This is a genomic window from Sinomicrobium pectinilyticum, from assembly GCF_003725735.1.
In the GTDB taxonomy this organism is placed as follows: Bacteria; Bacteroidota; Bacteroidia; order Flavobacteriales; family Flavobacteriaceae; genus Sinomicrobium; species Sinomicrobium pectinilyticum.
The window spans coordinates 15,869-39,894 of sequence record NZ_RJTM01000122.1 but is presented as its reverse complement, the minus strand read 5'-3'; the positions used below and the strand labels follow the sequence as shown (position 1 = coordinate 39,894).

Below are 24,026 nucleotides of genomic sequence, written 5' to 3'. Positions count from 1 at the left end.
TTTTATATTTCCTTTACACATTCCCGCTATTCCGGGTGCATAAATTGCTGTTTTCCTAACAGTTCTTCTTCCGTTTCCACATGATCGTCATCCGGAACACAGCAGTCTACCGGGCATACCGCGGCACACTGTGGTTCTTCGTGAAATCCTTTACACTCCGTACATTTGTCCGGAACAATATAATATATCTCGTCGGAAACGGGTTCCTGCGCTTCATCGGCGTTTACAGACTTTCCGTTTGGCAAAACAACATCACCCGTCAGCGATGTGCCATCACTGTACCTCCAGTCATCCGCACCCTCATAAATAGCCGTATTCGGGCACTCAGGTTCGCAAGCGCCACAATTTATACATTCATCTGTTATGATAATTGCCATGATTTCTTCCTTTTTCGTGTAACTTTGTCCAGCAAAAATAAGGCGAAAAGGAATTCTATACAAAAAAACTAGACTTTTCATTGTCTTTGTTTTTCCGGAAGAAATTCAAAACCCGCTATAAGTTCCTGAATACGCCTGTTTTTTGATATTTTCTTTTAAAAAAATTATTCTTACGACTATGCATCCACTGCAAAAAAACATAGAGGCTTTTGTTAAATTAGGAGAATTTCTCGGGCAGTTCCGTGAGATACAACACAGCAAAAAGGAAGGCATTTTACACAATGAGCTGTTTTATGAGGGTTTCAGGCACCAGTTGAAACTGGCGGAAGAAAGCAACGGATGGTTCACCAAAGAAAACCTGGCATTCGCCCTCGACCAATGGTCCCTTGCCCTCACGAAGGAGAACCTTTTGCAATGGCTTTCTGATTACCGCGTTCAACCCGCATCTTCCCGAAAAGTGGCAGTGATTATGGCGGGTAATATTCCGCTGGTAGGTTTTCACGATTTTATGAGCGTACTTCTCTGCGGACATTCCGTTATCGTCAAGCAATCCTCAAACGACCGGCACCTGCTCCCCTACCTGGCCAAATACCTGCAATATGCGGAACCTTCCTTGAAAAGCAGGATAACATTTACCGAAGACAAACTGGAAGCATTCGATGCTGTTATTGCCACCGGCAGTGACAACACATCCAGGTACTTCGAATATTATTTCGGAAAAAAGCCCAATATCATTCGCAGGAACAGGAATTCCGTGGCCGTTCTTACAGGAAAAGAAACCGATGCGCAGCTCGCTGCGCTGGGAGAAGACATCTTCCGTTATTTCGGCCTCGGTTGCAGGAATGTCTCCAAACTATTTGTCCCGGAAAATTATGATTTCGACAGGTTTTTCGGGGCCGTATATCCCTTCAGGGACATTATAGAAATACCCAAATACGCCAATAACTACGACTACAACAAAGCGGTTTACCTGATGAGCCTTTATAAACTCCGGGAAAATGGGTTTTTAATGCTGAAGGAAGATGAAAGCTATGCTTCTCCCATTGCCACCCTTTTCTATGAAACATATAAAAGCGCGGACGGCTTAAGAGAGAAATTGACCAAAGATTCCGAAAAAATACAATGTATTGTGGCCAGTGATTTTACTCCCGGTGAAGTGGCTTTCGGAAAGACACAAAAACCGGAATTATGGGATTATGCGGACGGTGTAAATACGGTTGAATTCCTGTTAAGAATATAACAAATATTTATCGTTTTTATAACTGTTTTTCCTCGTAATTTTAGCATTTTTGCATAGAACATTCAACACAACATTGTCAAATCCACATGATGAAAAAACACAATTTTAGCGCAGGTCCCTGTGTGCTTCCGCAGGAGGTATTGAAAAAAGCCTCAGAAGCAGTTATTAATTTCAATGGTTTGGACCTTTCATTAATAGAAATATCCCACAGGAGTAAAGATTTTATAGATGTCATGGAGAACGCCCGTTCCCTGGCCATAGAACTGCTGGGGCTGGAAGGAAAAGGGTATAAAGCTCTATTTCTCCAGGGAGGTGCAAGCCTGGAGTTTTTGATGGTTCCCTATAACCTCCTCGAAAAAAAAGCAGCTTACCTGAACACCGGTACGTGGAGCAGCAAGGCCATAAAGGAAGCTAAAGTTCTGGGAGAGGTAGTAGAAGTAGCTTCCTCGAAAGATGCCAATTTCAATTACATCCCCAAGGGATACTCCATTCCCGCAGATGCGGATTATTTTCACTGTACCAGTAACAACACCATTTTCGGTACCCAGATAAAGGATTTCCCGGAAACAAACGTGCCGCTGGTTTGCGATATGAGCTCGGATATTTTTTCCAGGCAACTGGATTTCTCCAAGTTCGGCCTCATCTATGCAGGCGCCCAGAAGAACATGGGACCGGCAGGGACCACTCTTGTTGTTATCAAAGAAGACATCCTGGGAAAAGTGTCGCGTTCCATCCCTTCCATGCTGGACTATAAAGTCCACCTCGATAAAGACAGTATGTTCAACACACCCGCGGTATTTGCCGTATACGTATCCATGCTTACCCTGCAATGGCTGAAAGACCTCGGTGGTATTGCCGCTATTGAAAAGATCAATGAAGAAAAGGCTTCGCTGGTATATAACGAAATAGACCGGAACCCGCTGTTCAAAGGTTTTGCAGCTACGGAAGACAGAAGTTCAATGAATGTGACCTTCAACCTGACAGATGAAGCACATAAGGAAGCTTTCGATGCCTTATGGAAAGGAGCGGGCATCAATGGGCTCAACGGTCACAGAAGTGTCGGCGGATACCGTGCTTCCATGTACAATGCCCTTTCGGTGGAAAGCGCTAAAGTACTCGTGGAAACCATGCAGGAACTGGAGAAAAAAGTCGGATAACGCAACATATAGCAACAACCCATAATAATTCGGTTCCCCTTCCGGGAACATATCAAAAAACAGAGACATGAAAGTATTAGCTAATGACGGAATTTCAAAAAGTGGAGTTGAGGCCCTGGAAAAAGGAGGTTTTGAGGTAATCACTACCAAAGTGGCCCAGGAGCAGCTTATTCCGTATATCAACGAAAACCAGATAGATGTGATCCTTGTCCGTTCTGCGACCAAGGTAAGAAAAGATATTATTGACGCCTGCAGCAGTATTAAGGTTATAGGCCGCGGGGGTGTAGGTATGGACAATATTGACGTAGAATATGCGCGTTCCAAAGGGCTCAGCGTTATCAACACCCCTGCCTCCTCTTCCCAATCAGTAGCGGAGTTGGTATTCGCCCATCTTTACGGAGGTGTACGATTTTTGTATGATGCCAACAGAAATATGCCTCTTGAAGGAGAGACTAAATTCGCCCAATTGAAAAAAGCGTATGCCGGCGGAATAGAACTCCGTGGTAAAACACTGGGGATCGTAGGCCTCGGACGTATTGGTATTGAAGTCGCCAAAATAGCTTTGGGCGTGGGAATGAAAGTTATAGCTGCCGATACGTTCGTAGACAAGGTTGATGTTGTTGTTGACTTCTTTGACGGGCAGTTCGTTAAAGTGAAGATCAAAACACAACCACTGGATGAAGTTTACAGGCAATCGGACTTCATTACCCTGCATGTTCCGGCCCAGAAAGAATATGTTATCGGGAAAAAGGAACTGGAAATAATGAAAGACGGTGTGGCCATTATTAATGCTTCCAGGGGCGGGATCATTGATGAGGTAGAGCTTGTAAATGCCCTGGACAGCGGAAAAGTAGCCTTTGCAGGACTGGATGTTTTTGAGAACGAGCCTACTCCGGCTGTTAAGATACTCATGCACCCTAAGATCTCCCTTACTCCACACATCGGGGCTGCAACCAAAGAAGCACAGGACAGGATAGGAACGGAGCTGGCGCAGCAAATAATAAGCATTTTAAAGTCAGAAACGGTATAATTATCGAATTTTAAGTAATTTATTAAGGTCTTCTCACACAATGTGAGAGGACTTTTTTGTAAATTAGGGTTTTCTTAAACCTTAAAACTACAAAAATGGCAGGTATAACAGATTTACTTAACAGCGATCTGGGCAAGCAGATCATAAACGGGGTGAGCGGTGAAGCAGGCACTTCGCAACAGGAGACCAGCAGTGTTTTGAGTATGGCATTGCCCGTATTAATGGGCGCCATGCAAAAGAATGCATCTTCTCCGGAAGGAGCAGCGGGCTTGCTTGGAGCTCTTTCCGGAAGTAAACATGCCGGAGGCATTCTCGATAACCTCGGTGGCTTCTTCGGTGGAGGGGTCAATGAGGAAGATGAACAGGATGGCGCCGGTATCCTCAGCCATATTCTTGGTAACAAACAATCTACCGTAGAAAATGCCATCAGCCAGAAATCCGGTGTCAGTGCAAGCGTAGTGAGCAAGATCATTAAAATTGCCGCCCCCATACTCATGGGATATCTCGGACAGCAGGCGCGTCAACAGAACGTAAGCTCCACAGACGGACTGTCCGGCCTACTGGGCAACCTGATGGGAAATCAGTCTTCCGACAATCAGAGCCTCGTTACTTCCCTGCTCGATTCTGACGGAGACGGCAGTGTTATCGACGATATCGCCGGCATGGCCCTGGGCAACAAAAAAAGAGGCGGACTTCTGGGTGGCCTTTTCGGTAAATAACATATTCTTAACAGTAAAAAAATCACCTTGCAATACCTTTGTAAGGTGATTTTTTTATAAGGAGATAACTATCTGCTTATTCCGTATATCATCAAATACATAAGACATAACATGAAAAACAAAACAGCATATATAACAGGAGGTTCCAAAGGCATAGGGCTCGGAATAGCGGAAGCCCTCCTGAAAGAAGGAATGAAAGTAGCCGTTAGCTGCCGGGACAAAAAACGCGGGGAAACGGCCATGCAAAGTATTTCAGATAACAAGGAGTCTTACCTGGTCATCGAATCCGATGTAACGGATTACCGCTCCGAACAGGCCGCCATAAAACAGGTCACCGACACCTGGGGTCAGCTTGACGTAGTCATCGCCAACGCCGGAATAGGCGTTTTTGCCCCTATAGACGAATTATCTGCCGATGACTGGAACACGACCATAAACACCAATCTTACAGGTGTTTTCAACACGGTTAAGGCCGCCGTTCCGGAACTAAAGAAAAGTAAAGGGTATATCATTACTATCGCCAGTCTTGCCGGAACCAATTTCTTTGCAAAGGGAGCTGCTTATAATGCGAGTAAATTCGGGCTTGTGGGCTTTTCCCAGGCCATTATGCTCGATCTCCGCCCGTATAATGTGAAAGTAACCACTATAATGCCGGGCTCCGTAGCTACGTACTTTAACGGTAATAACCCGGGCGCTTCCGATGCGTGGAAGATACAACCGGAAGATATAGGGCAAATGGTTGCCGACCTCCTTAAAATACCGGCACGTACCTTACCCAGTAAAATAGAAGTACGCCCGAGCAAAACTTCCGCAAATTAAAATAATAAGGCCGGAGGCATATCCTCTGTGGCAGAATAAACATATTTCCGGCCATTATACTGTTTTTTGAGGTATTTTGCCGGAAATCTGCTTTACAGGGCCATTAATCCCGATTATCTTAATATCTTTGCCCCCTAATTTTTTTCACCTATGCGACTGCACAGAAACCTGGTTTTTACCGTCATTGATTCTCTTGATTTTATTTTCAACCAAGGGGAATATGCCGATAAGGTTGTGGCAAAAGCCTTGAAAAAAGACAAGCGCTGGGGAAGCAGTGACAGGAGGTTTGTCGCTGAAACCATTTATGATATAGTTCGCTGGAAACGTTTTTATGCGGAGATTTCCGGGGTAAAAGAACCGTTCAACCGGGATAATTTCTGGCGTATGTTTGCGGTCTGGGCCGTTCTTCGCGGGCACAGGCTTCCGGAATGGAAACAGTTGGAAGGGACTCCTTCCCGGCGTATTAAAGGACGTTTTGAGGAACTCTCCGCAATACGGAAATTCCGGGAATCGATTCCCGACTGGATAGATGAAACAGGAGTCCGCGAACTCGGAGAAGTTGTCTGGGAAAAAGAAATTGCTGCACAAAACAAGCAGGCCGAGGTGGTACTCAGGGTAAATACCCTCAAAACCAACGTAAAAAAACTGCAGGCCATTCTGGCTGAACAGAAGATACAGGCCAAAACCCTGAAAGGTTATCCGGATGCGCTTGTGCTCGAAGAACGGGCCAATGTTTTCCTTACCGACGCTTTCCGGGAAGGACTTTTTGAAGTTCAGGACGCCTCTTCCCAGCTGGTAGTTCCGTTACTGGACGTACAACCGGGAATGCGCGTAGTAGATGCCTGTGCCGGGGCAGGAGGAAAAACCCTTCATATGGCTTCCCTGATGCAGAACAAAGGACAGATCATCGCCATGGACCTGTACGAAAGCAAAATGAAGCAACTGAAAACCCGGGCTAAAAGAAACGGGGTCTTTAACATAGAATACAGGATCATCGAAAATAACAAAACGATAAAAAAACTCTACGACAAAGCAGACAGGGTATTGATAGACGCTCCATGCAGCGGACTCGGCGTGTTGCGCAGAAATCCGGATGCGAAATGGAAATTACAGCCTGAATTTGTGGAAAACATCAAGAAAACACAGCAGGAGGTCCTTCAAAGCTATTCAAAAATGGTTAAACCCGGCGGTAAACTTGTTTACGCGACCTGTTCCGTACTTCCATCCGAAAACAGGGAGCAGGTGGATGCTTTTCTCCGCAGTGAAGGCGGTAAACAGTTCCAACTGGAAAAGGACCGTAACGTCCTCGCGTCCGTTTCCGGGTTCGACGGTTTTTACATGGCCCTTTTACACAAAAAAAACAGTTAAAGGGAATCTTCCATACTTTTAATTTTTTCCAGGATATAACCGGGGCATTTCACCGGCTTCCCGGTCTTCATATCGATGAAAGCGAGAACGGTGTTCCCGAGTGTTAAAACCTCCCCTTCTTCATTACATATTTTGTAGTCGAATTCAATCTTTACCCCCGGCATTTTTACAAGGGTTGTGGACACCCGTATAAGGTCGTCATACTTTGCCGGTTTTTTAAATTCGAGATGGAGAGCAATGACCGGGAGCATGATACCGCTCTCCTCCATAGACCTGTAGGAAACCCCGATATTCCTAAGCCATTCTACTCTTCCTATTTCCATAAACTGCGCGTAGTTTCCGTGATAGACCACGCCCATCTGGTCTGTTTCACCATAGCGAATTCTTATCGGAATTTCATGTGTTTTCATAAAAATTTGTCGTATATTTTAGGTGTTAAGAAAACGTAACATTATTGTTAACAAGCATGCGAAAAAAAAACTAAAAATTCAACCTCTATTTCATTTTTTTTTTCAATTTTTTGTTCACATATTTGTTCAACCTAAGGCGGGAAGATATAGTATTTTCAATCTTCTTCATAATCACTAATCTAACTGAATAAATTATACGAGGTAATGAATTTGACTGCGCAATCGGTATGGGACAATTGTCTATCATTTATAAAAGATAACATTCAGCCCCAAGCTTACAAAACCTGGTTTGACCCCATAAAAGCTGTCAAACTTACCGATAACGCCCTGAGTATCCAAGTTCCGAGTAAGTTTTTTTACGAATGGCTGGAAGAGCATTACGTAAAACTGCTGAAAGTTGCCCTTACAAAGGAACTGGGAGAAAGTGCCAAACTGGTGTACATTATTAAAATGGAAAACACCTATGGTAACCAGCGCCCTTTTACCGAAAAGATACCCAGCAGTAACAGGTCCAATTTACAACCACAGGAACTGGATGTCCCGGTAAAGCACAAAAACCCCGAACTTAAAAATCCGTTCGTCATACCCGGGATACGGAACATCAAAATAGAATCCCAGTTAAATCCGAATTATAATTTCGATAATTTCCTGGAAGGTGATTCCAATCGTCTTGCCAGGTCCGCCGGACTTGCCGTGGCTAACAAACCGGGAGGGACTTCGTTTAACCCTCTTCTTATATTCGGTGGTGTAGGCCTCGGAAAAACCCACCTTGCCCATGCTATCGGTGTGGACATCAAGGACAAATATCCCGAAAAGACTGTCTTGTACATTTCCGCAGAGAAATTTACACAACAATATATAGAATCCGTTAAAAAGAATACGCGTAACGACTTTATTCATTTTTATCAGCTCATCGATGTACTGATTATCGATGACGTACAATTCTTTTCCGGTAAGTCCGGTACACAGGACGTGTTCTTTCACATCTTCAATCACCTGCATCAGAACGGAAAACAGGTTATCCTTACTTCGGATAAAGCCCCGGTAGACATGCAAGATATAGAACAACGGCTCCTGTCCCGTTTTAAATGGGGCCTTTCCGCAGAACTCCAGACCCCGGATTACGAAACCAGGATATCCATTCTGAAAAACAAACTCTACCGGGACGGTGTGGACATGCCCGAGGATATCATCGAGTATGTCGCAAAGAACATCAAGTCCAATGTACGGGAACTGGAAGGTGCTATCATTTCACTCATAGCACAGTCTTCCTTTAACAAGAGAGAAGTAACTATAGAACTCGCTACCCAGATCGTAGAAAAGTTCGTCAAGAATACCAAACGGGAAGTTTCTATCGATTATATCCAGAAGGTCGTATCGGACTACTTCCAGATGGATGTGGCTACTTTACAGTCCAAGACCAGGAAAAGGCATATTGTACAGGCCAGGCAACTCGCCATGTTCTTTGCCAAAAAATTCACCAAGGCATCCCTGGCCAGCATCGGTTCACAGATAGGCAAACGCGATCATGCCACCGTATTGCATGCCTGCAAAACTGTGGACAATCTGGCAGAGACGGACAAACAATTCCGGAAACATCTTGAAGACCTCACCAAAAAACTCTCGCAATAGAGAAAAATTTACATAAAACTACCCCTCCCCTTTTTATTGTTTATTAATTTCTATCTTGCAATCCTAAGTCAGATCTCACAATTGTTTATTTCAGCATGAAAACCAAAATACTCATGGTATGCCTGGGCAACATATGCAGGTCCCCTCTCGCGGAAGGTATTCTGCGTTCCAAAATTCCGGACGGGATCATCGTGGTGGATTCGGCCGGTACCGCCGGTTATCATATCGGGGAATCTCCCGATCCCAGGTCTGTAGATATTGCCAGGAAAAACAACATCGATATAAGCCACCAGAAATGCAGGAAATTCCTGGTTTCCGATTTTGACGATTTTGACAGGATTTATGTCATGGACAACTCCAATTACCAGCATGTTGTAAACCTGGCGAGAAATTTGCAGGACAAAAAGAAAGTAGACCTTATCCTCAACCTGATATACCCGGGGGAAGATATGGATGTTCCCGACCCCTATTACGGCGGGGCACAGGGCTTCCGGGATGTTTTCAATATGCTGGACCGTGCCTGTGATGTGCTGGTAAACGAACTGAAGGAATAATTGCACACATTTTTCTCATACACCATAGCTTGAAACAAGAAAACAATACATCCGGCAACGTATTTCTGATACCCACCACACTGGGGGATCAGGCCCCCCTGCATGTACTTCCTTTGTCCGTTAAAAAGATTATTGAAGAAATTGACTATTACATTGTTGAAAACGAAAAAACGGCACGGCGATTCATAAAAAGTATCTGCCCGGAAAAACAGCAAAGCCAACTACACATACAGTTACTGAACAAACACACGGCCCCCGAGGACATCCCCGATTTTTTATTTCCCTGCACAGAGGGTATAAACATAGGGGTTATATCCGAGGCGGGATGCCCGGGTATTGCAGATCCCGGTGCCGATGTTGTTGCCATTGCTCATGAAAAAGGAATAACTGTCGTCCCCATGGTTGGCCCTTCCTCCATATTCCTCGCCCTTATGGCCAGCGGTATGAACGGACAGAGTTTCGCTTTTAACGGGTATCTCCCTATAGACAAATCAGAAAGGAAGCAGGAGATCAGAAAGCTGGAAAAACGCTCGTCCGAATTACAGCAATCCCAGATTTTTATCGAAACTCCCTACCGCAACGAACAACTACTGGCCGACCTCTCCTCTACCCTGAAACACGATACACAGATATGTGTAGCCTGTGATATTACACTTTCTACGGAGTTTATCCGGACCAGAACAGCCAAAGCATGGAGAAAAAATACGGAAATCCTGCATAAAAGGCCGTGTATCTTTATCATTCATGCCCGTTAGATTCCCGAACATACAACAAAAGCAGTTTTTTTTAAACCAGAGCGAGGGCCGGGAAATCTTTTAAGGGGAATTGAGTTGTTACTTATACAATTCTGTTATCTTTTGGTCTCCGGAAAAAGAGTTTTACAGGTTTACAGCTCCTGCCCTCTTATTTTCCGAAAGTGCCAAAGGACATTCCGCATGCCGGGCTCACCACATATCCGACAGCCTTTATTTGTTTACTATCGGCTTACCCGCTTAAAAACCAAAACCCCGGCCTTTTACGGCCGGGGTCCTGGAAACGTATGTTTAACCATAATTAATTAAATCCTAGCTCTCCTGTCAGGATGGATATATGAAGTATCGTAACCGGAGAATTTTTTCATATAGTACCGGATCGAAGCTCCATTGGCATCCTTAAATCCCCTTGCTCCACCTGAACGCAGATAGGTTTTTACATTCCCCGGTCCCGCCAGGTGTGCGGCCGCCAGAATTCCTGACTCCGTAACATAAACACCTCCTATATTTTTTCCTACACATCGCCGTATATCCCTTCGAAGCACCCATTTATTTCTTGCCGTATTGGCTATAAAAGCACGCTCTTGCAATTCGGGATCATTCAGGAAATCTGAAGAATTATGTATTCCTATAAGTTTCAGGGTAGAAGTTCCGAACTGGTATTTCCCCATGTATCCCAGATGATTGGTAATAAAATAATTTCCCCTGGATTCTTTGAAGCCTAAAGCTTCTTTAAAGCCCACAAAGGATTTTCCCAGAAAGGGCGGATTGATTGTACTCAGTGGTTCGTCTGCGGTAGGAACGGTAGACAATAACGGTCCGTTTACTTTGTACCTGTTACTGATCTTCACTTTCTTCGTTGACGTAAACCCTAAACTAATAAAGGTCAAAAGAATAATTAAAACAGAATATTTCAGTATATTCTTTCCCATCGAATTTTATTTCTTCGAGACTTACAAGGCCGGATTAAATTCCGGATCGTCACTGTAAAAGTGACCAAATCCCCGCTCGAAATTAGCGGGTGCAAATATACAAATTTTTTATTAATCTGAAAATCAAAGTGTTAAATTAATCTGAAAATTCATTTTCCCTTTTTCAGCATTTTATTGTTCTAAATATACAATAAAATTCCATAACCCGGAGCTTTTTTTATCGATGCACCTTTTGCCTGTTCAACCAGTTCACATATTCCCTTTTATTGACATTATGCTGTGTCAGTGTTTTGGAAAATTTGTGATATCCGGGTTGGTTTATGTCTGCTACGAAATAATAATAATCGTGTTTTTCCGGGTTGAGGACCGCATCTATTGAAGATATATCGGGCATGGCAATGGGGCCCGGTGGTAATCCGGCATATTTATAGGTATTGTATGGCGAATCTATTTCCAGATCCTTATATAATACTCTTTTTATGATAGTGTCATAATCCCCGGTATGCCTCTTAAGTGCATAGATCACCGTGGGATCTGCCTGTAGCAGTATGTTACTGCGGAGCCTGTTCAGGTATACACCGGCCACTCTTGGTCTTTCATCAGCCCTGGCTGTTTCTTTCTGCACAATGGAGGCCAGAGTGATCACATCTTTGCGAGAGAGGTTTTGTGCCCTGGCCCTGGCCAGGCGTTCCTCGTTCCAGAACCTGTCGTACTCTTTTACCATCCTTTGCCTGAACTCTTTTGCCGAAGTATCCCAGAAAAATTCGTAGCTATTGGGAATGTAAAGTCCCAATGCCTGGTCTTCCGTCAGCCGAAGACTGTCCAGAAAAACCGTGTCCCGGAATGTGTCTACCAACTCCACGCTATCGGCTTCTATCTGTGCTGCTATTCTTCCGGCAAGTTTCTCCAGGGTTTCCTGGTTGTTAAAAGACACGTTCACCGGTGTGTTCCTGCTTCGAAGGGTATTCACAATATCGTTATTACTCATGCCCTTTTTTATGACATACTTTCCAGCCCTGGGATTGGCTACATATCCTTTTCTCTCGGCCACTTTCTCAAAAGTCCGGATATTTTTCAGCAAAGGTTCCAGCTGTTCCCTGACTTCCGAAAAGTTTGCCCCGGTAGAAACGTAGACATAAGCTTCATCGTTATTAAAGCCGGTATTAGGGGCGAAAATAGCTGTATAGATGCGATATACAAATACCAGGCCCAGAACTACACCAAGGAGTAAAACAGCAACTATTATCTTTCGTATATACATATGGATATTCTCGTTTGGACACTACCGGAGGCCTGTGCTCCGGTTTTACTTATGAATTATTGATTTTCTGATATAAAATTTCGTCTTTGAACACTCCCCCGGTAAAATTCCAGTCTTTCTTTACTCCCACTTCCTTAAAACCGAGATTGGAGAACAATTTAATACTGGCGGTATTATCTACTGCTATATTGGCATATAGCTGGTGGACTCCCAGGTGAGCAAAAGCATAATCCGTAAGCAGTTGCAATGCTTCGGTACCGATACCCCTGTTCCTTTGGGAAGTTTCCAGTATTACAATACCTACCCCGGCCCGTTTGTTCTTCGGACAAAAATCGAAAAGGTCTATAAATCCCAGGAGTTTCTGATCAAAATCCGCTATTGCCATGCGTAACTGCTTTACCTCGTATATATCCTTATGACTGTTTTTAAGGTACTCTTTAAGGATATACCTTGAATACGGCACCTGTGTCTCGCTTACTTCCCATATCGTTTCATCGTTCTCCAGCAGGTACAGGAAATCGAGGTCTTCGGGTTCCAGGGCTCTTAAAAATATCTTTTTTCCGGTAAGGGTCATCATGATCTACTTCCGATTTGAATACAAATGGTTCACGGGGATTTTCAGGAATCTTTTCTAAAGCACATCGACTTCTCCCTGAAACACCCGCGTTGCCGGGCCTTCGAGATGTACGTTCGTATACTTCCCGTCCCGTTCTTCAAAAGAAACGGTAAGTCTTCCTCCGGGAGTATCCAGTGTTACGGTATTCCCCGTTGCCTTACCCGTGCGGTGCATGGCAATAGCCACTGCGGTAACTCCCGTTCCGCAGGACAAGGTCTCGTCTTCCACTCCCCTTTCATATGTCCTTACCCTGAAAACATTATTTCCGGACGGGCTGACAAAATTAATATTACTGCCGCCTTTGCCATACTTGCCATAACGCAATTTCTCCCCGTTGGCCTTAACATCAAAATTGTCGATGTCGTTTATTTCCTGTACGTGATGCGGGGAACCGGTATTGAGGAATACGTAATTGTCAAAAACCTCAATAATATCCACATCAGACATTTGCAGGCGTACCCTGTCTTCTTTTAAAACAGCGTGGTGCATTCCGTCAACCGCAACAAAATCCGTCTGCTCTCCGGCAATTCCCAGGAAACCCGCAAAAGCTACAATACATCTGCCCCCATTACCGCACATGGTACTCTCTCCTCCGTCCGCATTATAGTAGACCATCCTGAAATCGGCATCCCGGTCATTCTCCAGGAGTATGAGGCCGTCAGCACCTATGCCAAATTTTCGGTCACAAAGCCTGGCCACCAGTTTGGTATCATTTTTGGGAAAGTATTGCCGGCGGTTATCGATCATCACAAAATCGTTTCCCGTCCCCTGATATTTATGAAATATTAAGTGCATTCGTTCTGGTTTACGTCGACTGTCCGACCGTTTTTCAATTATGGCAAATATACAATTTAACAGTTATTATATGCTTGTTAAACTGCCGTTAAAGTTGAAATGTTAAAATAATAAACGCTTAAATTTGAATGTTAAATTTCCGTTCCGGGGTATCTGTCCCGGTATGGTAAACGAACGAAAAACACTTGATTACTCCGGCAAAGAGCCTTGTGTCGTTGCAAAACAACCGGCAAGGGCCGGGAAGATCCTGAAGTCTCTTCTCTTATGCCGGGAGGCAAAAAACAAAAATTTTTTAACAACATTTGAGAAATCATAAAATTAAAACCTAAACCTATGAAAAAATTTATCGGTTTACTTATGGTATCTGTCCTGGGAGGACTTTTTACTTTGGGGATTTATAAAGCTTTTTTCGAAAAATCCCCGTTAATTGTTGAGCATAAGGACAATACCCCCAATTTTGTAACAGCAAGTTATCACCCGTCTCCGCTGGCAGCTGCGGAAGCTACCGATTTTACGGAGGCCGCGGAAAAGACAATACATGCCGTGGTGCATGTCACCAATAAAATAACCAGCAGAGGGCCAATGAGCCTTCAGGACCTTTTCTTCGGAAATGCCAGAGAACGTACGCAGGTCGGCACCGGGTCCGGGGTTATCATCTCTCCCGATGGTTATATTGTTACCAATAATCACGTTATTGACGGGGCCAGTGAGTTATCCATAACACTCAATAACAATAAAACGTATACGGCCGAACTTATAGGTTCTGATCCTTCTACGGATATAGCGCTTATTAAAGTAGATACGGAAGATAAACTCCCTTATCTGGCTTTCGGGGATTCGAATAATGCCAGGGTCGGGGAATGGGTACTTGCGGTAGGAAACCCTTTTAACCTTACTTCTACCGTAACTGCAGGTATTATCAGTGCCAAATCGCGGGATCTCAGCGGCAGCAACAGCCAGTCCTTTATCCAGACCGACGCTGCGGTAAACCCGGGAAACAGCGGAGGCGCCCTGGTAAACACAAATGGCGACCTGATAGGTATCAACACCGCCATTACATCCCGGACCGGGACCTATATCGGTTATGCTTTTGCCGTACCGAGTAATATTGCCAAAAAAGTAGTGGAAGACCTGCTGGAATACGGGAATGTACAAAAGGGTCTTTTGGGGGTATCCATACTCCCGAAAAATGCCCCTTATGCTGTGGAAAAGGGACTTAATGACATTGAAGGTTTATATATAGCCGGTGTGGAAGAAGAGTCTGGAGCGGAAAAAGCAGGAATCCGGGAAGGAGATGTCATAAAAAGTGTGGATAATATTAAGGTGACCAAATTTGCCGACCTTACCGGGTACCTCAATTCCAAACGTCCCGGTGACATCATTAAAGTTGCCATAGACAGGGAAGGCGATATGAAAACCATTCCGGTGACCCTGAGCAAGATCAATACATACACCTTGAACGAACTGGGAATGCAGATAAAAAACATTTCCGATAAGGACAGGAAAAAATTCGGTATCAAAGGAGGGGTAAAAATTACCCGTACCGCTCCTTACCTGAACAATGCTAATCTGGAAGGAAGAATACTGGTAGGGATAAACAGTAAGAAAATACAAAATGTTGAAGATGCTAAGCAGATTGCATCCGAGATCAATCCGAATGAAAGAAACGTTATGATTATCCTGAACGAAAACGGCGAAGCTGAAAGGTATTTGTTCTAGAAACCACCTTTTAAACTCTTAATTTCCAATCCCGGATTCCACCACAGTATATGGAATCCGGGATTTTTTTTTGATTTTACCTGGCTTATTTTTTAAATGTGGAGACTTTATCATTTATGAACGATACTGCTGTCCCAAACGTACCTATACCACAGAATATCAATATCGTTGCAATTGCTTTACCCACATTTGGTCACCGGATAAAAATCACCGTAACCCACCGTTGTTATCGTTACATAGCTCCACCACAGCGCGTCTTCAGCCGTTTTTATATTATCTATGCCCTTTTCTACATAAATACTGCAGTAGTACAAAGTACCAGAGTAACAAAAGCAGTAAAGACTACGAACCCGTATAGCGAAGCCGATTTGTTTTTTCGTATAAAATCTACTAAGAGTTTTATGGACTTTATTATCCGGAGTATCCTGAAAACCCGAAATATACGGATATATCGGAACTCGTGGACCACCGGAATGGACGACAGTAAATCTAACCATCAAGCCTTATGAAGTAGCTCTTCTTATCCCGTGCTTTGACCAATTGATTGAAGAAATCAATAAGAAATATAAAACAGAGCACATAATCAAAATAGGAGATCAGGCGGTAAATTTCAGATTCGGACGAAATAAAAAAGGTAGCAGAGAGTAATAATATGCTAAAAACCGAAAGTAAGGATATTACGATATTAGTTACACTCATAAGAATTTATTTAACAATATCCAGCTTGGCAAAACGCAGAAGTAATTTTTTCAACTCCCCGTTATCAAATTTTATTTCCGCTTTCCGGTCGTTTCCGGCTCCTTCCAGTTTAATGACCTGGCCATTTCCGAAACGGGAATGTGCTACCCTGCTACCTACGGACAGATCGGAAGGGGCCGCATTTCCGTTGCCCACGGGACTCCCCAAGTCCGGCTTGATTTTCCGCAGCTTTCGGAGCTGATTCTCCGAGGGCCCTTTTTTATCCGGAGGGGTACTGCTTACGGGCTTGTTAAGCCGTAACTTACTTTTGTCCACCTCCCCGAAAATATCCGCATCGATCATCGGTTTGTACCGGTAAGAAGAATCCATTGGCGGGGTAAGGTATTCCAGGAATTTCTCATCGATCTCTTCTATAAACCTGCTCGGTTCGGCGTCGATGAGTTTTCCCCAGCGATAACGGCTTTGGGTATACGTCAGGTAAGCCTGTTTTTCTGCCCTGGTCAGCGCCACATAGAACAGTCGCCTTTCCTCTTCGAGTTCGCTCCGGGTATTCATACTCATGGCGGACGGGAAAAGGTCTTCTTCCATTCCCACAATATATACATAAGGAAATTCCAGTCCCTTTGCCAGGTGTATCGTCATCAGGGCAACCCGGTCATCGTCCGACGTATCATTATCCAGGTCCGTAGCCAGCGCCACATCCTCCAGGAACTCGGCAATAGATCCCGTAGCATCGTCTATTTCCTGTTGTCCCTCCACGAAATCTCGGATACCGTTCAGCAATTCCTCCACATTCTCCATACGGGCTATCCCCTCTGGGGTACCGTCTTTTTTAAATTCGAGCAGTATCCCGGTCTTCTTGGCAACATGTTCGGCAAGTACAAAAGCATCCGCGCTCTGGGCGGTGATCTGGAAACTCTTGATCATGGTCACAAAATCCTGAAGTTTTCGGCGTGTACCGGCATTGATCTTCAGATCTATCTTGTCGAGGTGTTCCATCACTTCAAAAACGGAACGCTTATAATGATTGGCCGCTACGGTAAGTTTTTCCAGCGTGGTCTGTCCTATTCCCCTTGCCGGGAAATTGATCACCCTGTTCAATGCTTCTTCATCCTTAGGGTTTATCACCAGGCGAAGGTACGACAGTACATCTTTTATTTCCTTGCGCTGGTAAAAGGACAGGCCTCCGTAAATACGATACGGAATATCGCGTTTCCGCAAAGCATCCTCTATGGCCCTCGACTGGGAGTTTGTCCGGTACAGAACCGCAAACCGGTTATTCGCGAGCTGGTGTTGCATTTTGGTCTCAAAAATCGACCCGGCAACAAACCTGCCCTCTTCGGCATCCGTAATGCTCCGGTTTACCTTGATCTTCCCCCCTTCTTCATTGGCCGTCCATACTACCTTATCCAGCCTTGTTTTGTTCTTTTCGATCACGGAGTTGGCCGCTTCCACAATATTTTTTGTAGAACGATAGTTCTGTTCCAGCCTGTAGACTTTCACATCGTCATAATCGCGCTGGAAGTTCATAATATTATTGATGTTCGCACCTCGAAACGCATAGATGCTCTGTGCATCGTCCCCTACCACACAAATATTCTGGAATTTGTCGCTCAAAGCCCTTACGATAAGGTACTGAGAATGGTTTGTATCCTGGTACTCATCCACCAGGATGTAGCGGAACCGTTCCTGGTACTTGGCCAGTACTTCCGGAAACCGGGTAAGCAGTTCATTGGTCTTTAGCAGCAGGTCGTCAAAATCCATAGCTCCTGCCTTAAAGCAGCGCTCCACATAAGCAGCATAAATATCTCCCATTCTGGGTCTTTTGGCCATAGCATCGGCCTCAACCAGATCGGGGTTATTAAAATAGGCCTTTACGGTTATAAGACTGTTCTTATAGGATGAAATACGGCTTTGTACCTGTTTGTATTTATATACATCCTTATCCAGCCCCATTTCCTTGATAATAGCATTGATGAGACGCTGGGAATCCTGCGTATCATAAATGGTAAAATTGCTGGGATATCCCAATTTGTCGGCTTCAAAGCGCAGTATCTTTGCAAAGATGGAATGGAAGGTTCCCATCCAGAGATTTTTGGCCTCGCTGTTCCCCACAATATCGGCAATCCGCTTCTTCATCTCCCGGGCAGCCTTGTTGGTAAAGGTGAGAGACAGGATATTGAACGCATCCACTCCTTTACTCATCAGGTAGGCTATCCGGTATGTAAGCACCCTTGTCTTACCCGATCCCGCTCCTGCAATAACCATCAAAGGGCCATCCACGTGAAGTACGGGCGCCCGCTGTGCTTCATTTAGTTCCTGTAAGTACTTTTCCACTATTGTTCGATCTTTTTCGAATGCATATGTCCGGTCCGCAGTTTTTCCTGTCTTCCGGCACTTACCGGGAGAGGATATATAAGACCGTTACCATCCGGAAAGGACAGTTATGAGCATGTTGAAATCAAAGCGTGAAATTAATTATTATCCCCTTATTATGAAACTATTTTGTGTTCTTTTACAGAACAGGAACAAATAGCAGAAGCCGGAGCTCTTTAAAAAAGGAGGGACAGACCGGGCTTTACCGGCCAAAAAATATGAGGGGCCACGGTTAATCGCTCCCGATACTACCGGAAATTCCTAAAAAAGGCAGCGTCCGGATAAAACAGGCCATGGAACCCTGTACACCCGGCGCTTTGTAAATATCCTTTATATCATTGATCCTAAAGGCAGGTATCCGCTCTCTTAGCTTATTACGCTTCCAGGTCCACCGGCAGTTTATGTACCCGTTTGCCCGTTATTCTATAGATGGCATTGCACAAAGCGGGAATAAAAGGAGGCTCCGGAGGTTCTCCCACACCCGTAGGTTTGGCATCGCTTTCTACAATATCCACATGGATTTTCTGAGGGGCCTGAGGCATCCGTACGATCTGATAGGTATCGAAATTGTCCTGTACCACCTGCCCGTCCTTAACGGTCACAGCACTGTTCAACGCAAGACTGGCTGCAAACTGCCCCCCCCCTTCGAACTGGGAGCGGATACGGTCGGTATTTACAGCCTGACCACAATCCAGGGCATAATAAACATTGGGTATGGTTATATGATTGCGATCGTCTATGGCAACTTCTACCACGCATGCTACGTAAGTGAGAAAGCTACGGTGTGCGGCAAATCCCAGGGCACGGCCTTCCGGCATCTCCCTTCCCCATCCCGATTTTTCGGCGACGCGTTCGATCACCTGCCGCAGCCTTCCTGTTTCCCACGGATAATCCTTTATGTTCTCTCCATAATTATCGTATTCTCCCTGTGGCATCTCTTCGTTAAATGTAATACTTCGGTCCTCGCCCAACATATCCAGGACATTGGCTACAGGGTCCATTTGCCGGGCCTCGGCAATTTCATCGAGCATACTCCCCGCGGCAAAAACATGGTGGATATTACTCACCGAACGCAACCATCCTATGCGCACATGGGCTTTGGCATCATGGGTTTCAATACGTACGGAAGGTACGTCATAGGGAAAATCCACGCACCCGAGCCGCATTTCCCCGTCCGAGGGCTGAACGGCACCGGCATCGGAAGTAGAACTTATGGAAGGGAAAGTGGAATGATGGTTCCATCCGCTCACTTTATTGTCCTTATCTATAACCGCCCGTATCCGCTGTGCGCTTTGGGCATGATAGAAATCGTGCTGTATATCATCTTCTCTCGTCCATTGAATTTTCACCGGGAATCCGGACTTTTGGGACAACAAGGCTGCTTCCACTATAAAATCCGGCTTGGATTTACGGCCGAAACCTCCTCCTATCAGGGTTACATTAACGCTAACATCTTTTACGTCCATACCCAGGGCATCCGCCACGGAATCCCTTGCCCATTGCGGGTGTTGTGAAGGCGCCCATATTTCGCATTTGCCATCTTTCACCCTGGCCAAAGCAGCAGGGGGTTCTATGGTACCGTGAGCATAAAACGGTGCCAGGTATGTTTTTTCTATAACTTTTGAGGCGTTTTTAAGGGTCTTGTCAAAATCTCCCCTTTGCCTCCTTACGGTGCCTTTTTCTTTCGTTTTTTCCAGTAACTCCTGCTGTTGTTTATCCGAATCGTAACCGGCATTCGGACCGAGGTCCCATTCGATTTCCAGCGCCTTTCTTCCCCGGATCGCCGCCCAGGTATTCTCGGCAATCACGGCTACTCCGCTCAGAGGCTTATGCAATTGGGGCGGAATTCCCGCTCCCTCGATAGTGTGTACCTGCAGGACACCCTCGATGGCCAGCGCTGCTTTATCATTAACAGATTTCACCTTACCACCGACAACCGGACAGCGCTGAATAACAGCTATTTTCATCCCGGGCACTTTAGCGTCAATGCCATATACTGCTTTACCGGTAACGATATCCTGAAGGTCAATGATAGGAGTATCTTTCCCTATTATTTTAAACTCCGAAGGGTCTTTCAGCGTAATCTCTTCCGGTTTGGGTAAGGGCAGTGCAGCTGCAAGATCCACCAGTTCTCCGAAGCCTGCAGATTTTCCGGAGGACTTATGGATTACTTTTCCGTTATCGGTATCACATTCACTTTCGTCTACTTCCCACTTTCCGGCAGCGGCACGGATGAGCAGTAATTTTGCCGTAGCACCGGCTTCACGCATGGGTTTATAGAACATCCGTACGGAAAATGATCCGTCGGTATTCTGGTTGCCGTATTTCTCTTCGTCTCCCTCTGCCTGGACGATCTCGGCTTTTTCCCAGTCAGCTCCCAGCTCATCGGCTACAATAAGCGGCAGGGATGTACGGACCCCCTGTCCCATCTCCGAGCGGTGTGCCGTTATAATCACTTTCCCGTCGGAGGTAATCGTAAGGTAAGCACCGGACCTAAGTTCCGTGATTTCTCCCCCCTTCTTACGGTCGGAGCAACTGAAGTTAACACCGAGTATCAACCCGGTAGCAGCGAGAGAGCCCAGTTTGAGAAAATCCCTCCTCCCCGGCTTGTATATGATTGTAGTTTCTTTATCCTTTTCGGGAGATTTAAGTACAGATGATTTCATAAAGCTGGTATTTTAAAAAGGGATTATTTTTCCGAAGCGGTGCGTATGGCCGTTTTTATCCTGTTGTATGTACCACAGCGGCAAAGATTGCCCTGCATGGCACTGTCTATTTCTTCATCGGACGGCGACGGATTTTCCCGGAGAAGGGCCGCAGCCGACATGATCTGCCCGGTCTGGCAATACCCGCATTGGGGAACGACATGCTCCGCCCAGGCTTTCTGTAGCGGGTGATCGCCGTTTTCCGACAATCCTTCTATAGTAGTGATCTCTGCGGATTGTACCGCAGAAACGGGAAGGCTGCAAGACCTGGTAGCAACACCATCGAAATGCACCGTACAGGCACCGCACAGGGCCTTTCCGCATCCGAATTTTGTTCCTTTCATGTCCAGGACATCCCGTAATACCCACAACAGGGGCATGTCGGGCATTGCATCTATCTGGTGTTCCACACCATTAATCCGAAGTGTATACTGTGCCATATTTTAAATTTGAAGTTGTAACTGATAAACCTGAATAGCTTAAAATTAATTATAATATACCAGTTACGATAATCAGCATGGCAAATTTTACACAGCGATATAACTATTTATATTTGTTCAAAATAAATAAGAAGAAGGAAATACCGAAATTCCTCAGGTCCTGTTCTATGCGAAGAAATCTTTTTAATATAGAACAAAACCTTGCCGGGAACCCAGCCGTACGGACGGTTTTAAATATATAACCGGGTGAAGGTAAACCACCCGCCCTGTGATTCGGTTTCACATCATCTGCGTGAGGGAGTTTTATGTGGTAAGGTTCCCTTGAGAGGCAGGGACAAAACCGGGCTTTCCGACAATTCAAAAAAACAACTAATTTCCTGTACCGGAGGAAATCTTAGTTATTGACTTTCCATTGATACCCTTCATCTTCAAACAATTCTTTTCCCCATATGGGAAGTTCCGCCTTTATTCGTTCCACGATTTCATTACAGGCTTCGATAGCTGCTTTCCGGTGTGGTGAAGACGTAAACACGAAAAGGCATATTTCCCCGGTTTTCACTTTTCCCAGGCTGTGATAGATGTGCATACAGGTAACAGGATATTTTGCGAAGGCAGACTCCCTTATTTCGTGCATCTTTTCCAGAGCCATTTCTTCATAAGCCGTATATTCGATGGCAGTTACTTTTTTTCCTTCTGCTTCATCAGCCCGTACCTGTCCCAGAAAAATACTATGGGCTCCTATTTCGGTTTTACTGCTGTGTTTTGCTATACTTTCTCCTACAAAAGACGCCGGTATGGCTCCTTGTCTGAATATGTTTTTAGGGGTACGTTTCATTTTTCGGATTATAGAATTTATCATTAAAGTAAGACATCCGGAAGGAATATTACCTGTCTTATCCTCCGGAGAAAGGAGGGAGAAGGCATACTTCATTTCCATCTGCCAACAGGGTATTCTCCCTGACAATTTCCTTATTTATGGCAATGAGGTATTTCATTCGTTTCAATACCGGGTATTTCTCTTCCAGTTTCCTGACCAGGGTATCCGTATCCGGAATATCCTCCATTCGTACAAAAGAGCCCCCGAAAATGTCTGTCAATTGTCCGAAAACCAATATCTTCATCTTGTATTTTTGTTAGGGTTATCCTGTTATTTTTTCCTTTCCTTCTCCAAGGCAAAGGCAGTCCTGAAATTTCAGGGATACTACCCGTATACCGGCAACAGGTGTATTTCTACTTTTTCTCCCTTTGTATAGTCTTTTGCTTCTTCTCCCAGCCGTATAAGACAATTGGCATGGGCAAAAGACCCCATCCTGAAGGATTCCTGGCCGGAAAGCGGCGTCACTTCCCCATCGGTGTAAACCCCTTTTAAAAATTGTGTCAGGGCATTCTTTTTCGAAATCTCATTACCCAGGGGAACATTAAGTGCTGCCAGTTGTTTTTCCTGCCCCGAAAGTTTTTGCAGTGCCATCCAGACATATTCGTAGAAACAGGTAAGTACGGACGAAGGATTCCCCGGCAGTCCGAAAACAATTTTTTGTCCTTTGGTCCCGAAATAGAGAGGCTTTCCGGGGCGTTGCCTGAGTTTATGGAACCTTTGTGTTATACCGCACCCTGAAGCTGCCTCTACAACAAAATCATAATCCCCGACACTGACCCCTCCGGTAAGCAATACCACATCGTGACTTTCGATATACTCTCCGAGTACAGTTGTCAGCTCGTCCAGGTTATCCCCGGCACTGTCAACGGATATATCTGTAATCCCCATTTCACGAAGTGCAGCTTTCAGCATAAACGAATTCGACTCATATATCTGCCCCTGTTGAAGGGGATTTCCGGGAGCCTGCAATTCATTCCCGGTGACAATAACAGCGACGGAAGGCCTGGGAAATACTTTTATTTCTGTAATCCCCACCCCGGATAAAAAACCTATTCCCGCCGGCGTAAGTACCGTACCTTTTGCAAGTGCCAGTTCGCTTTTCCGTATTTCGGTCCCTTTTTGCCTTACATTGTTTCCTCTTTCCAGTTCCGGATCTTTTATAAAAAGCCTGTTTCCTTCCCTTTCTGTTTTTTCCTGCATGACCACGGTGTCCGCTCCTTCCGGCATCGGTGCCCCCGTAAATATCCGCGCCGCCTTTCCGGAAGGGAGCTCATATGTCCCTGCCTGTCCTGCCGGTATTTCTCCGTCTACCTGCAATGCTTCCCCGGTTTTCCAACCGGTATAAAGAATCGCATACCCGTCCATGGCCGATTGGTCAAAAGGAGGGATATCGCAGCCAGCACGTACATCTTCGGCAAGGACATATCCCGAGGCCCTGTCTGTGTCTATAGTTACCGGCCGTAAGGGCAATGTGTGGTCTCTTATAATTTTTCTGCCTTCGGTTACCGAAATCATACTGTTTACTCTATATGTATTTGACGTTTACTA

24 protein-coding genes are annotated in these 24,026 nt (G+C 45.1%); 10 read left to right on the top strand and 14 right to left on the bottom strand.

Annotation, left to right across the window (positions count from 1 at the left end):
- Positions 1-26: 26 nt before the first annotated feature.
- The gene (locus ED312_RS18440; protein ID WP_123217530.1) at positions 27-377 is read right to left on the bottom strand and encodes a 4Fe-4S dicluster domain-containing protein; all 351 of its coding nucleotides are present in this window, start codon (positions 375-377) and stop codon (positions 27-29) included.
- A gap of 178 nt (positions 378-555) precedes the next feature.
- Between ED312_RS18440 and ED312_RS18435 the strand changes: the two genes are divergently transcribed.
- The 6 genes from ED312_RS18435 (at position 556) to ED312_RS18410 (ending at position 6,710) form a co-directional block, all read left to right on the top strand.
- Positions 556-1,617, top strand: a complete 1,062-nt coding sequence (locus tag ED312_RS18435) for an acyl-CoA reductase (protein WP_123217502.1) — start codon at positions 556-558, stop codon at positions 1,615-1,617.
- A gap of 89 nt (positions 1,618-1,706) precedes the next feature.
- The gene (gene serC / locus ED312_RS18430) at positions 1,707-2,774 is read left to right on the top strand and encodes a 3-phosphoserine/phosphohydroxythreonine transaminase (protein ID WP_123217529.1); all 1,068 of its coding nucleotides are present in this window, start codon (positions 1,707-1,709) and stop codon (positions 2,772-2,774) included.
- Between the two features lie 67 nt (positions 2,775-2,841).
- On the top strand, positions 2,842-3,804 hold the full coding sequence (locus ED312_RS18425) for a D-2-hydroxyacid dehydrogenase (RefSeq protein WP_123217501.1): 963 nt from the start codon (positions 2,842-2,844) through the stop codon (positions 3,802-3,804).
- 95 nt (positions 3,805-3,899) lie between these two features.
- Entirely contained in the window at positions 3,900-4,523 is a 624-nt protein-coding gene (locus tag ED312_RS18420; RefSeq protein WP_123217500.1) for a DUF937 domain-containing protein, read from the top strand.
- Positions 4,524-4,634: 111 nt separating this feature from the next.
- Positions 4,635-5,342: an SDR family oxidoreductase gene (locus ED312_RS18415; protein ID WP_123217499.1), complete on the top strand. Its 708-nt coding sequence runs from the start codon at positions 4,635-4,637 to the stop codon at positions 5,340-5,342.
- A gap of 150 nt (positions 5,343-5,492) precedes the next feature.
- Positions 5,493-6,710 (top strand): RsmB/NOP family class I SAM-dependent RNA methyltransferase, encoded by a 1,218-nt coding sequence (locus ED312_RS18410; RefSeq protein WP_123217498.1) that lies wholly within the window; start codon positions 5,493-5,495, stop codon positions 6,708-6,710.
- On the opposite strand, the gene ED312_RS18405 is transcribed toward ED312_RS18410, so the two are convergent.
- Positions 6,707-7,120, bottom strand: a complete 414-nt coding sequence (locus ED312_RS18405) for an acyl-CoA thioesterase (protein ID WP_123217497.1) — start codon at positions 7,118-7,120, stop codon at positions 6,707-6,709. The genes ED312_RS18410 and ED312_RS18405 overlap by 4 nt on opposite strands.
- Before the next feature lie 204 nt (positions 7,121-7,324).
- Here ED312_RS18405 and dnaA point away from each other — a divergent pair, with 204 nt between their 5' ends.
- From dnaA to ED312_RS18390, 3 genes are all read left to right on the top strand, one after another.
- A complete protein-coding gene (gene dnaA, locus ED312_RS18400) occupies positions 7,325-8,752 on the top strand; it encodes a chromosomal replication initiator protein DnaA (RefSeq protein ID WP_123217496.1) in 1,428 nt (475 codons plus the stop codon).
- A 95-nt stretch (positions 8,753-8,847) separates the two neighbouring features.
- On the top strand, positions 8,848-9,306 hold the full coding sequence (locus ED312_RS18395; RefSeq protein WP_123217495.1) for a low molecular weight protein-tyrosine-phosphatase: 459 nt from the start codon (positions 8,848-8,850) through the stop codon (positions 9,304-9,306).
- 29 nt (positions 9,307-9,335) lie between these two features.
- Entirely contained in the window at positions 9,336-10,061 is a 726-nt protein-coding gene (locus tag ED312_RS18390) for an SAM-dependent methyltransferase (protein WP_123217494.1), read from the top strand.
- 302 nt (positions 10,062-10,363) lie between these two features.
- On the opposite strand, the gene ED312_RS18385 is transcribed toward ED312_RS18390, so the two are convergent.
- The 4 genes from ED312_RS18385 to dapF form a co-directional block, all read right to left on the bottom strand.
- Positions 10,364-10,990, bottom strand: a complete 627-nt coding sequence (locus ED312_RS18385) for a peptidoglycan-binding protein LysM (protein WP_123217493.1) — start codon at positions 10,988-10,990, stop codon at positions 10,364-10,366.
- Positions 10,991-11,207: 217 nt separating this feature from the next.
- Entirely contained in the window at positions 11,208-12,251 is a 1,044-nt protein-coding gene (gene mltG / locus ED312_RS18380; RefSeq protein WP_123217492.1) for an endolytic transglycosylase MltG, read from the bottom strand.
- A 49-nt stretch (positions 12,252-12,300) separates the two neighbouring features.
- Positions 12,301-12,828, bottom strand: coding sequence for a GNAT family N-acetyltransferase (locus tag ED312_RS18375; RefSeq protein WP_123217491.1), 528 nt, complete (start codon positions 12,826-12,828; stop codon positions 12,301-12,303).
- A 54-nt stretch (positions 12,829-12,882) separates the two neighbouring features.
- Positions 12,883-13,662, bottom strand: a complete 780-nt coding sequence (gene dapF / locus ED312_RS18370) for a diaminopimelate epimerase (RefSeq protein WP_123217490.1) — start codon at positions 13,660-13,662, stop codon at positions 12,883-12,885.
- A 333-nt stretch (positions 13,663-13,995) separates the two neighbouring features.
- Here dapF and ED312_RS18360 point away from each other — a divergent pair, with 333 nt between their 5' ends.
- The gene (locus ED312_RS18360; RefSeq protein WP_123217488.1) at positions 13,996-15,381 is read left to right on the top strand and encodes a trypsin-like peptidase domain-containing protein; all 1,386 of its coding nucleotides are present in this window, start codon (positions 13,996-13,998) and stop codon (positions 15,379-15,381) included.
- Positions 15,382-15,560: 179 nt separating this feature from the next.
- Here ED312_RS18360 and ED312_RS24310 read toward each other — a convergent pair whose 3' ends face one another.
- The 8 genes from ED312_RS24310 to ED312_RS18325 form a co-directional block, all read right to left on the bottom strand.
- The gene (locus ED312_RS24310; RefSeq protein WP_240643138.1) at positions 15,561-15,878 is read right to left on the bottom strand and encodes a potassium channel family protein; all 318 of its coding nucleotides are present in this window, start codon (positions 15,876-15,878) and stop codon (positions 15,561-15,563) included.
- The gene (locus ED312_RS24305) at positions 15,871-16,080 is read right to left on the bottom strand and encodes a hypothetical protein (RefSeq protein WP_240643137.1); all 210 of its coding nucleotides are present in this window, start codon (positions 16,078-16,080) and stop codon (positions 15,871-15,873) included. The genes ED312_RS24310 and ED312_RS24305 overlap by 8 nt, the downstream gene beginning before the upstream one ends.
- Before the next feature lie 6 nt (positions 16,081-16,086).
- Entirely contained in the window at positions 16,087-18,417 is a 2,331-nt protein-coding gene (locus ED312_RS18350; RefSeq protein ID WP_123217487.1) for an ATP-dependent helicase, read from the bottom strand.
- A gap of 413 nt (positions 18,418-18,830) precedes the next feature.
- Positions 18,831-21,122 carry a xanthine dehydrogenase family protein molybdopterin-binding subunit gene (locus ED312_RS18345; protein WP_123217486.1) on the bottom strand — a complete coding sequence of 764 codons (2,292 nt, stop codon included), beginning with the start codon at positions 21,120-21,122 and terminating at the stop codon, positions 18,831-18,833.
- A gap of 23 nt (positions 21,123-21,145) precedes the next feature.
- Positions 21,146-21,601, bottom strand: coding sequence for a (2Fe-2S)-binding protein (locus ED312_RS18340; RefSeq protein ID WP_123217485.1), 456 nt, complete (start codon positions 21,599-21,601; stop codon positions 21,146-21,148).
- 394 nt (positions 21,602-21,995) lie between these two features.
- Positions 21,996-22,436, bottom strand: a complete 441-nt coding sequence (locus tag ED312_RS18335) for a molybdenum cofactor biosynthesis protein MoaE (RefSeq protein WP_123217484.1) — start codon at positions 22,434-22,436, stop codon at positions 21,996-21,998.
- Positions 22,437-22,494: 58 nt separating this feature from the next.
- The gene (locus tag ED312_RS18330; protein WP_123217483.1) at positions 22,495-22,722 is read right to left on the bottom strand and encodes a MoaD/ThiS family protein; all 228 of its coding nucleotides are present in this window, start codon (positions 22,720-22,722) and stop codon (positions 22,495-22,497) included.
- A gap of 80 nt (positions 22,723-22,802) precedes the next feature.
- Positions 22,803-23,993, bottom strand: coding sequence for a molybdopterin molybdotransferase MoeA (locus tag ED312_RS18325; protein ID WP_123217482.1), 1,191 nt, complete (start codon positions 23,991-23,993; stop codon positions 22,803-22,805).
- Between the last annotated feature and the right edge of the window lie 33 nt (positions 23,994-24,026).

What these genes read in the sequence shown, in the direction of transcription:
- ED312_RS18440 (WP_123217530.1), bottom strand. Translation starts at nt 377, where the DNA reads ATGGCAATTATCATAACAGATGAATGTATAAATTGTGGCGCTTGCGAA.
- ED312_RS18435 (WP_123217502.1), top strand. Translation starts at nt 556, where the DNA reads ATGCATCCACTGCAAAAAAACATAGAGGCTTTTGTTAAATTAGGAGAA.
- serC (WP_123217529.1), top strand. Translation starts at nt 1,707, where the DNA reads ATGAAAAAACACAATTTTAGCGCAGGTCCCTGTGTGCTTCCGCAGGAG.
- ED312_RS18425 (WP_123217501.1), top strand. Translation starts at nt 2,842, where the DNA reads ATGAAAGTATTAGCTAATGACGGAATTTCAAAAAGTGGAGTTGAGGCC.
- ED312_RS18420 (WP_123217500.1), top strand. Translation starts at nt 3,900, where the DNA reads ATGGCAGGTATAACAGATTTACTTAACAGCGATCTGGGCAAGCAGATC.
- ED312_RS18415 (WP_123217499.1), top strand. Translation starts at nt 4,635, where the DNA reads ATGAAAAACAAAACAGCATATATAACAGGAGGTTCCAAAGGCATAGGG.
- ED312_RS18410 (WP_123217498.1), top strand. Translation starts at nt 5,493, where the DNA reads ATGCGACTGCACAGAAACCTGGTTTTTACCGTCATTGATTCTCTTGAT.
- ED312_RS18405 (WP_123217497.1), bottom strand. Translation starts at nt 7,120, where the DNA reads ATGAAAACACATGAAATTCCGATAAGAATTCGCTATGGTGAAACAGAC.
- dnaA (WP_123217496.1), top strand. Translation starts at nt 7,325, where the DNA reads ATGAATTTGACTGCGCAATCGGTATGGGACAATTGTCTATCATTTATA.
- ED312_RS18395 (WP_123217495.1), top strand. Translation starts at nt 8,848, where the DNA reads ATGAAAACCAAAATACTCATGGTATGCCTGGGCAACATATGCAGGTCC.
- ED312_RS18385 (WP_123217493.1), bottom strand. Translation starts at nt 10,990, where the DNA reads ATGGGAAAGAATATACTGAAATATTCTGTTTTAATTATTCTTTTGACC.
- mltG (WP_123217492.1), bottom strand. Translation starts at nt 12,251, where the DNA reads ATGTATATACGAAAGATAATAGTTGCTGTTTTACTCCTTGGTGTAGTT.
- ED312_RS18375 (WP_123217491.1), bottom strand. Translation starts at nt 12,828, where the DNA reads ATGATGACCCTTACCGGAAAAAAGATATTTTTAAGAGCCCTGGAACCC.
- dapF (WP_123217490.1), bottom strand. Translation starts at nt 13,662, where the DNA reads ATGCACTTAATATTTCATAAATATCAGGGGACGGGAAACGATTTTGTG.
- ED312_RS18360 (WP_123217488.1), top strand. Translation starts at nt 13,996, where the DNA reads ATGAAAAAATTTATCGGTTTACTTATGGTATCTGTCCTGGGAGGACTT.
- ED312_RS24310 (WP_240643138.1), bottom strand. Translation starts at nt 15,878, where the DNA reads ATGGTTAGATTTACTGTCGTCCATTCCGGTGGTCCACGAGTTCCGATA.
- ED312_RS24305 (WP_240643137.1), bottom strand. Translation starts at nt 16,080, where the DNA reads ATGAGTGTAACTAATATCGTAATATCCTTACTTTCGGTTTTTAGCATA.
- ED312_RS18345 (WP_123217486.1), bottom strand. Translation starts at nt 21,122, where the DNA reads ATGAAATCATCTGTACTTAAATCTCCCGAAAAGGATAAAGAAACTACA.
- ED312_RS18340 (WP_123217485.1), bottom strand. Translation starts at nt 21,601, where the DNA reads ATGGCACAGTATACACTTCGGATTAATGGTGTGGAACACCAGATAGAT.
- ED312_RS18335 (WP_123217484.1), bottom strand. Translation starts at nt 22,436, where the DNA reads ATGAAACGTACCCCTAAAAACATATTCAGACAAGGAGCCATACCGGCG.
- ED312_RS18330 (WP_123217483.1), bottom strand. Translation starts at nt 22,722, where the DNA reads ATGAAGATATTGGTTTTCGGACAATTGACAGACATTTTCGGGGGCTCT.
- ED312_RS18325 (WP_123217482.1), bottom strand. Translation starts at nt 23,993, where the DNA reads ATGATTTCGGTAACCGAAGGCAGAAAAATTATAAGAGACCACACATTG.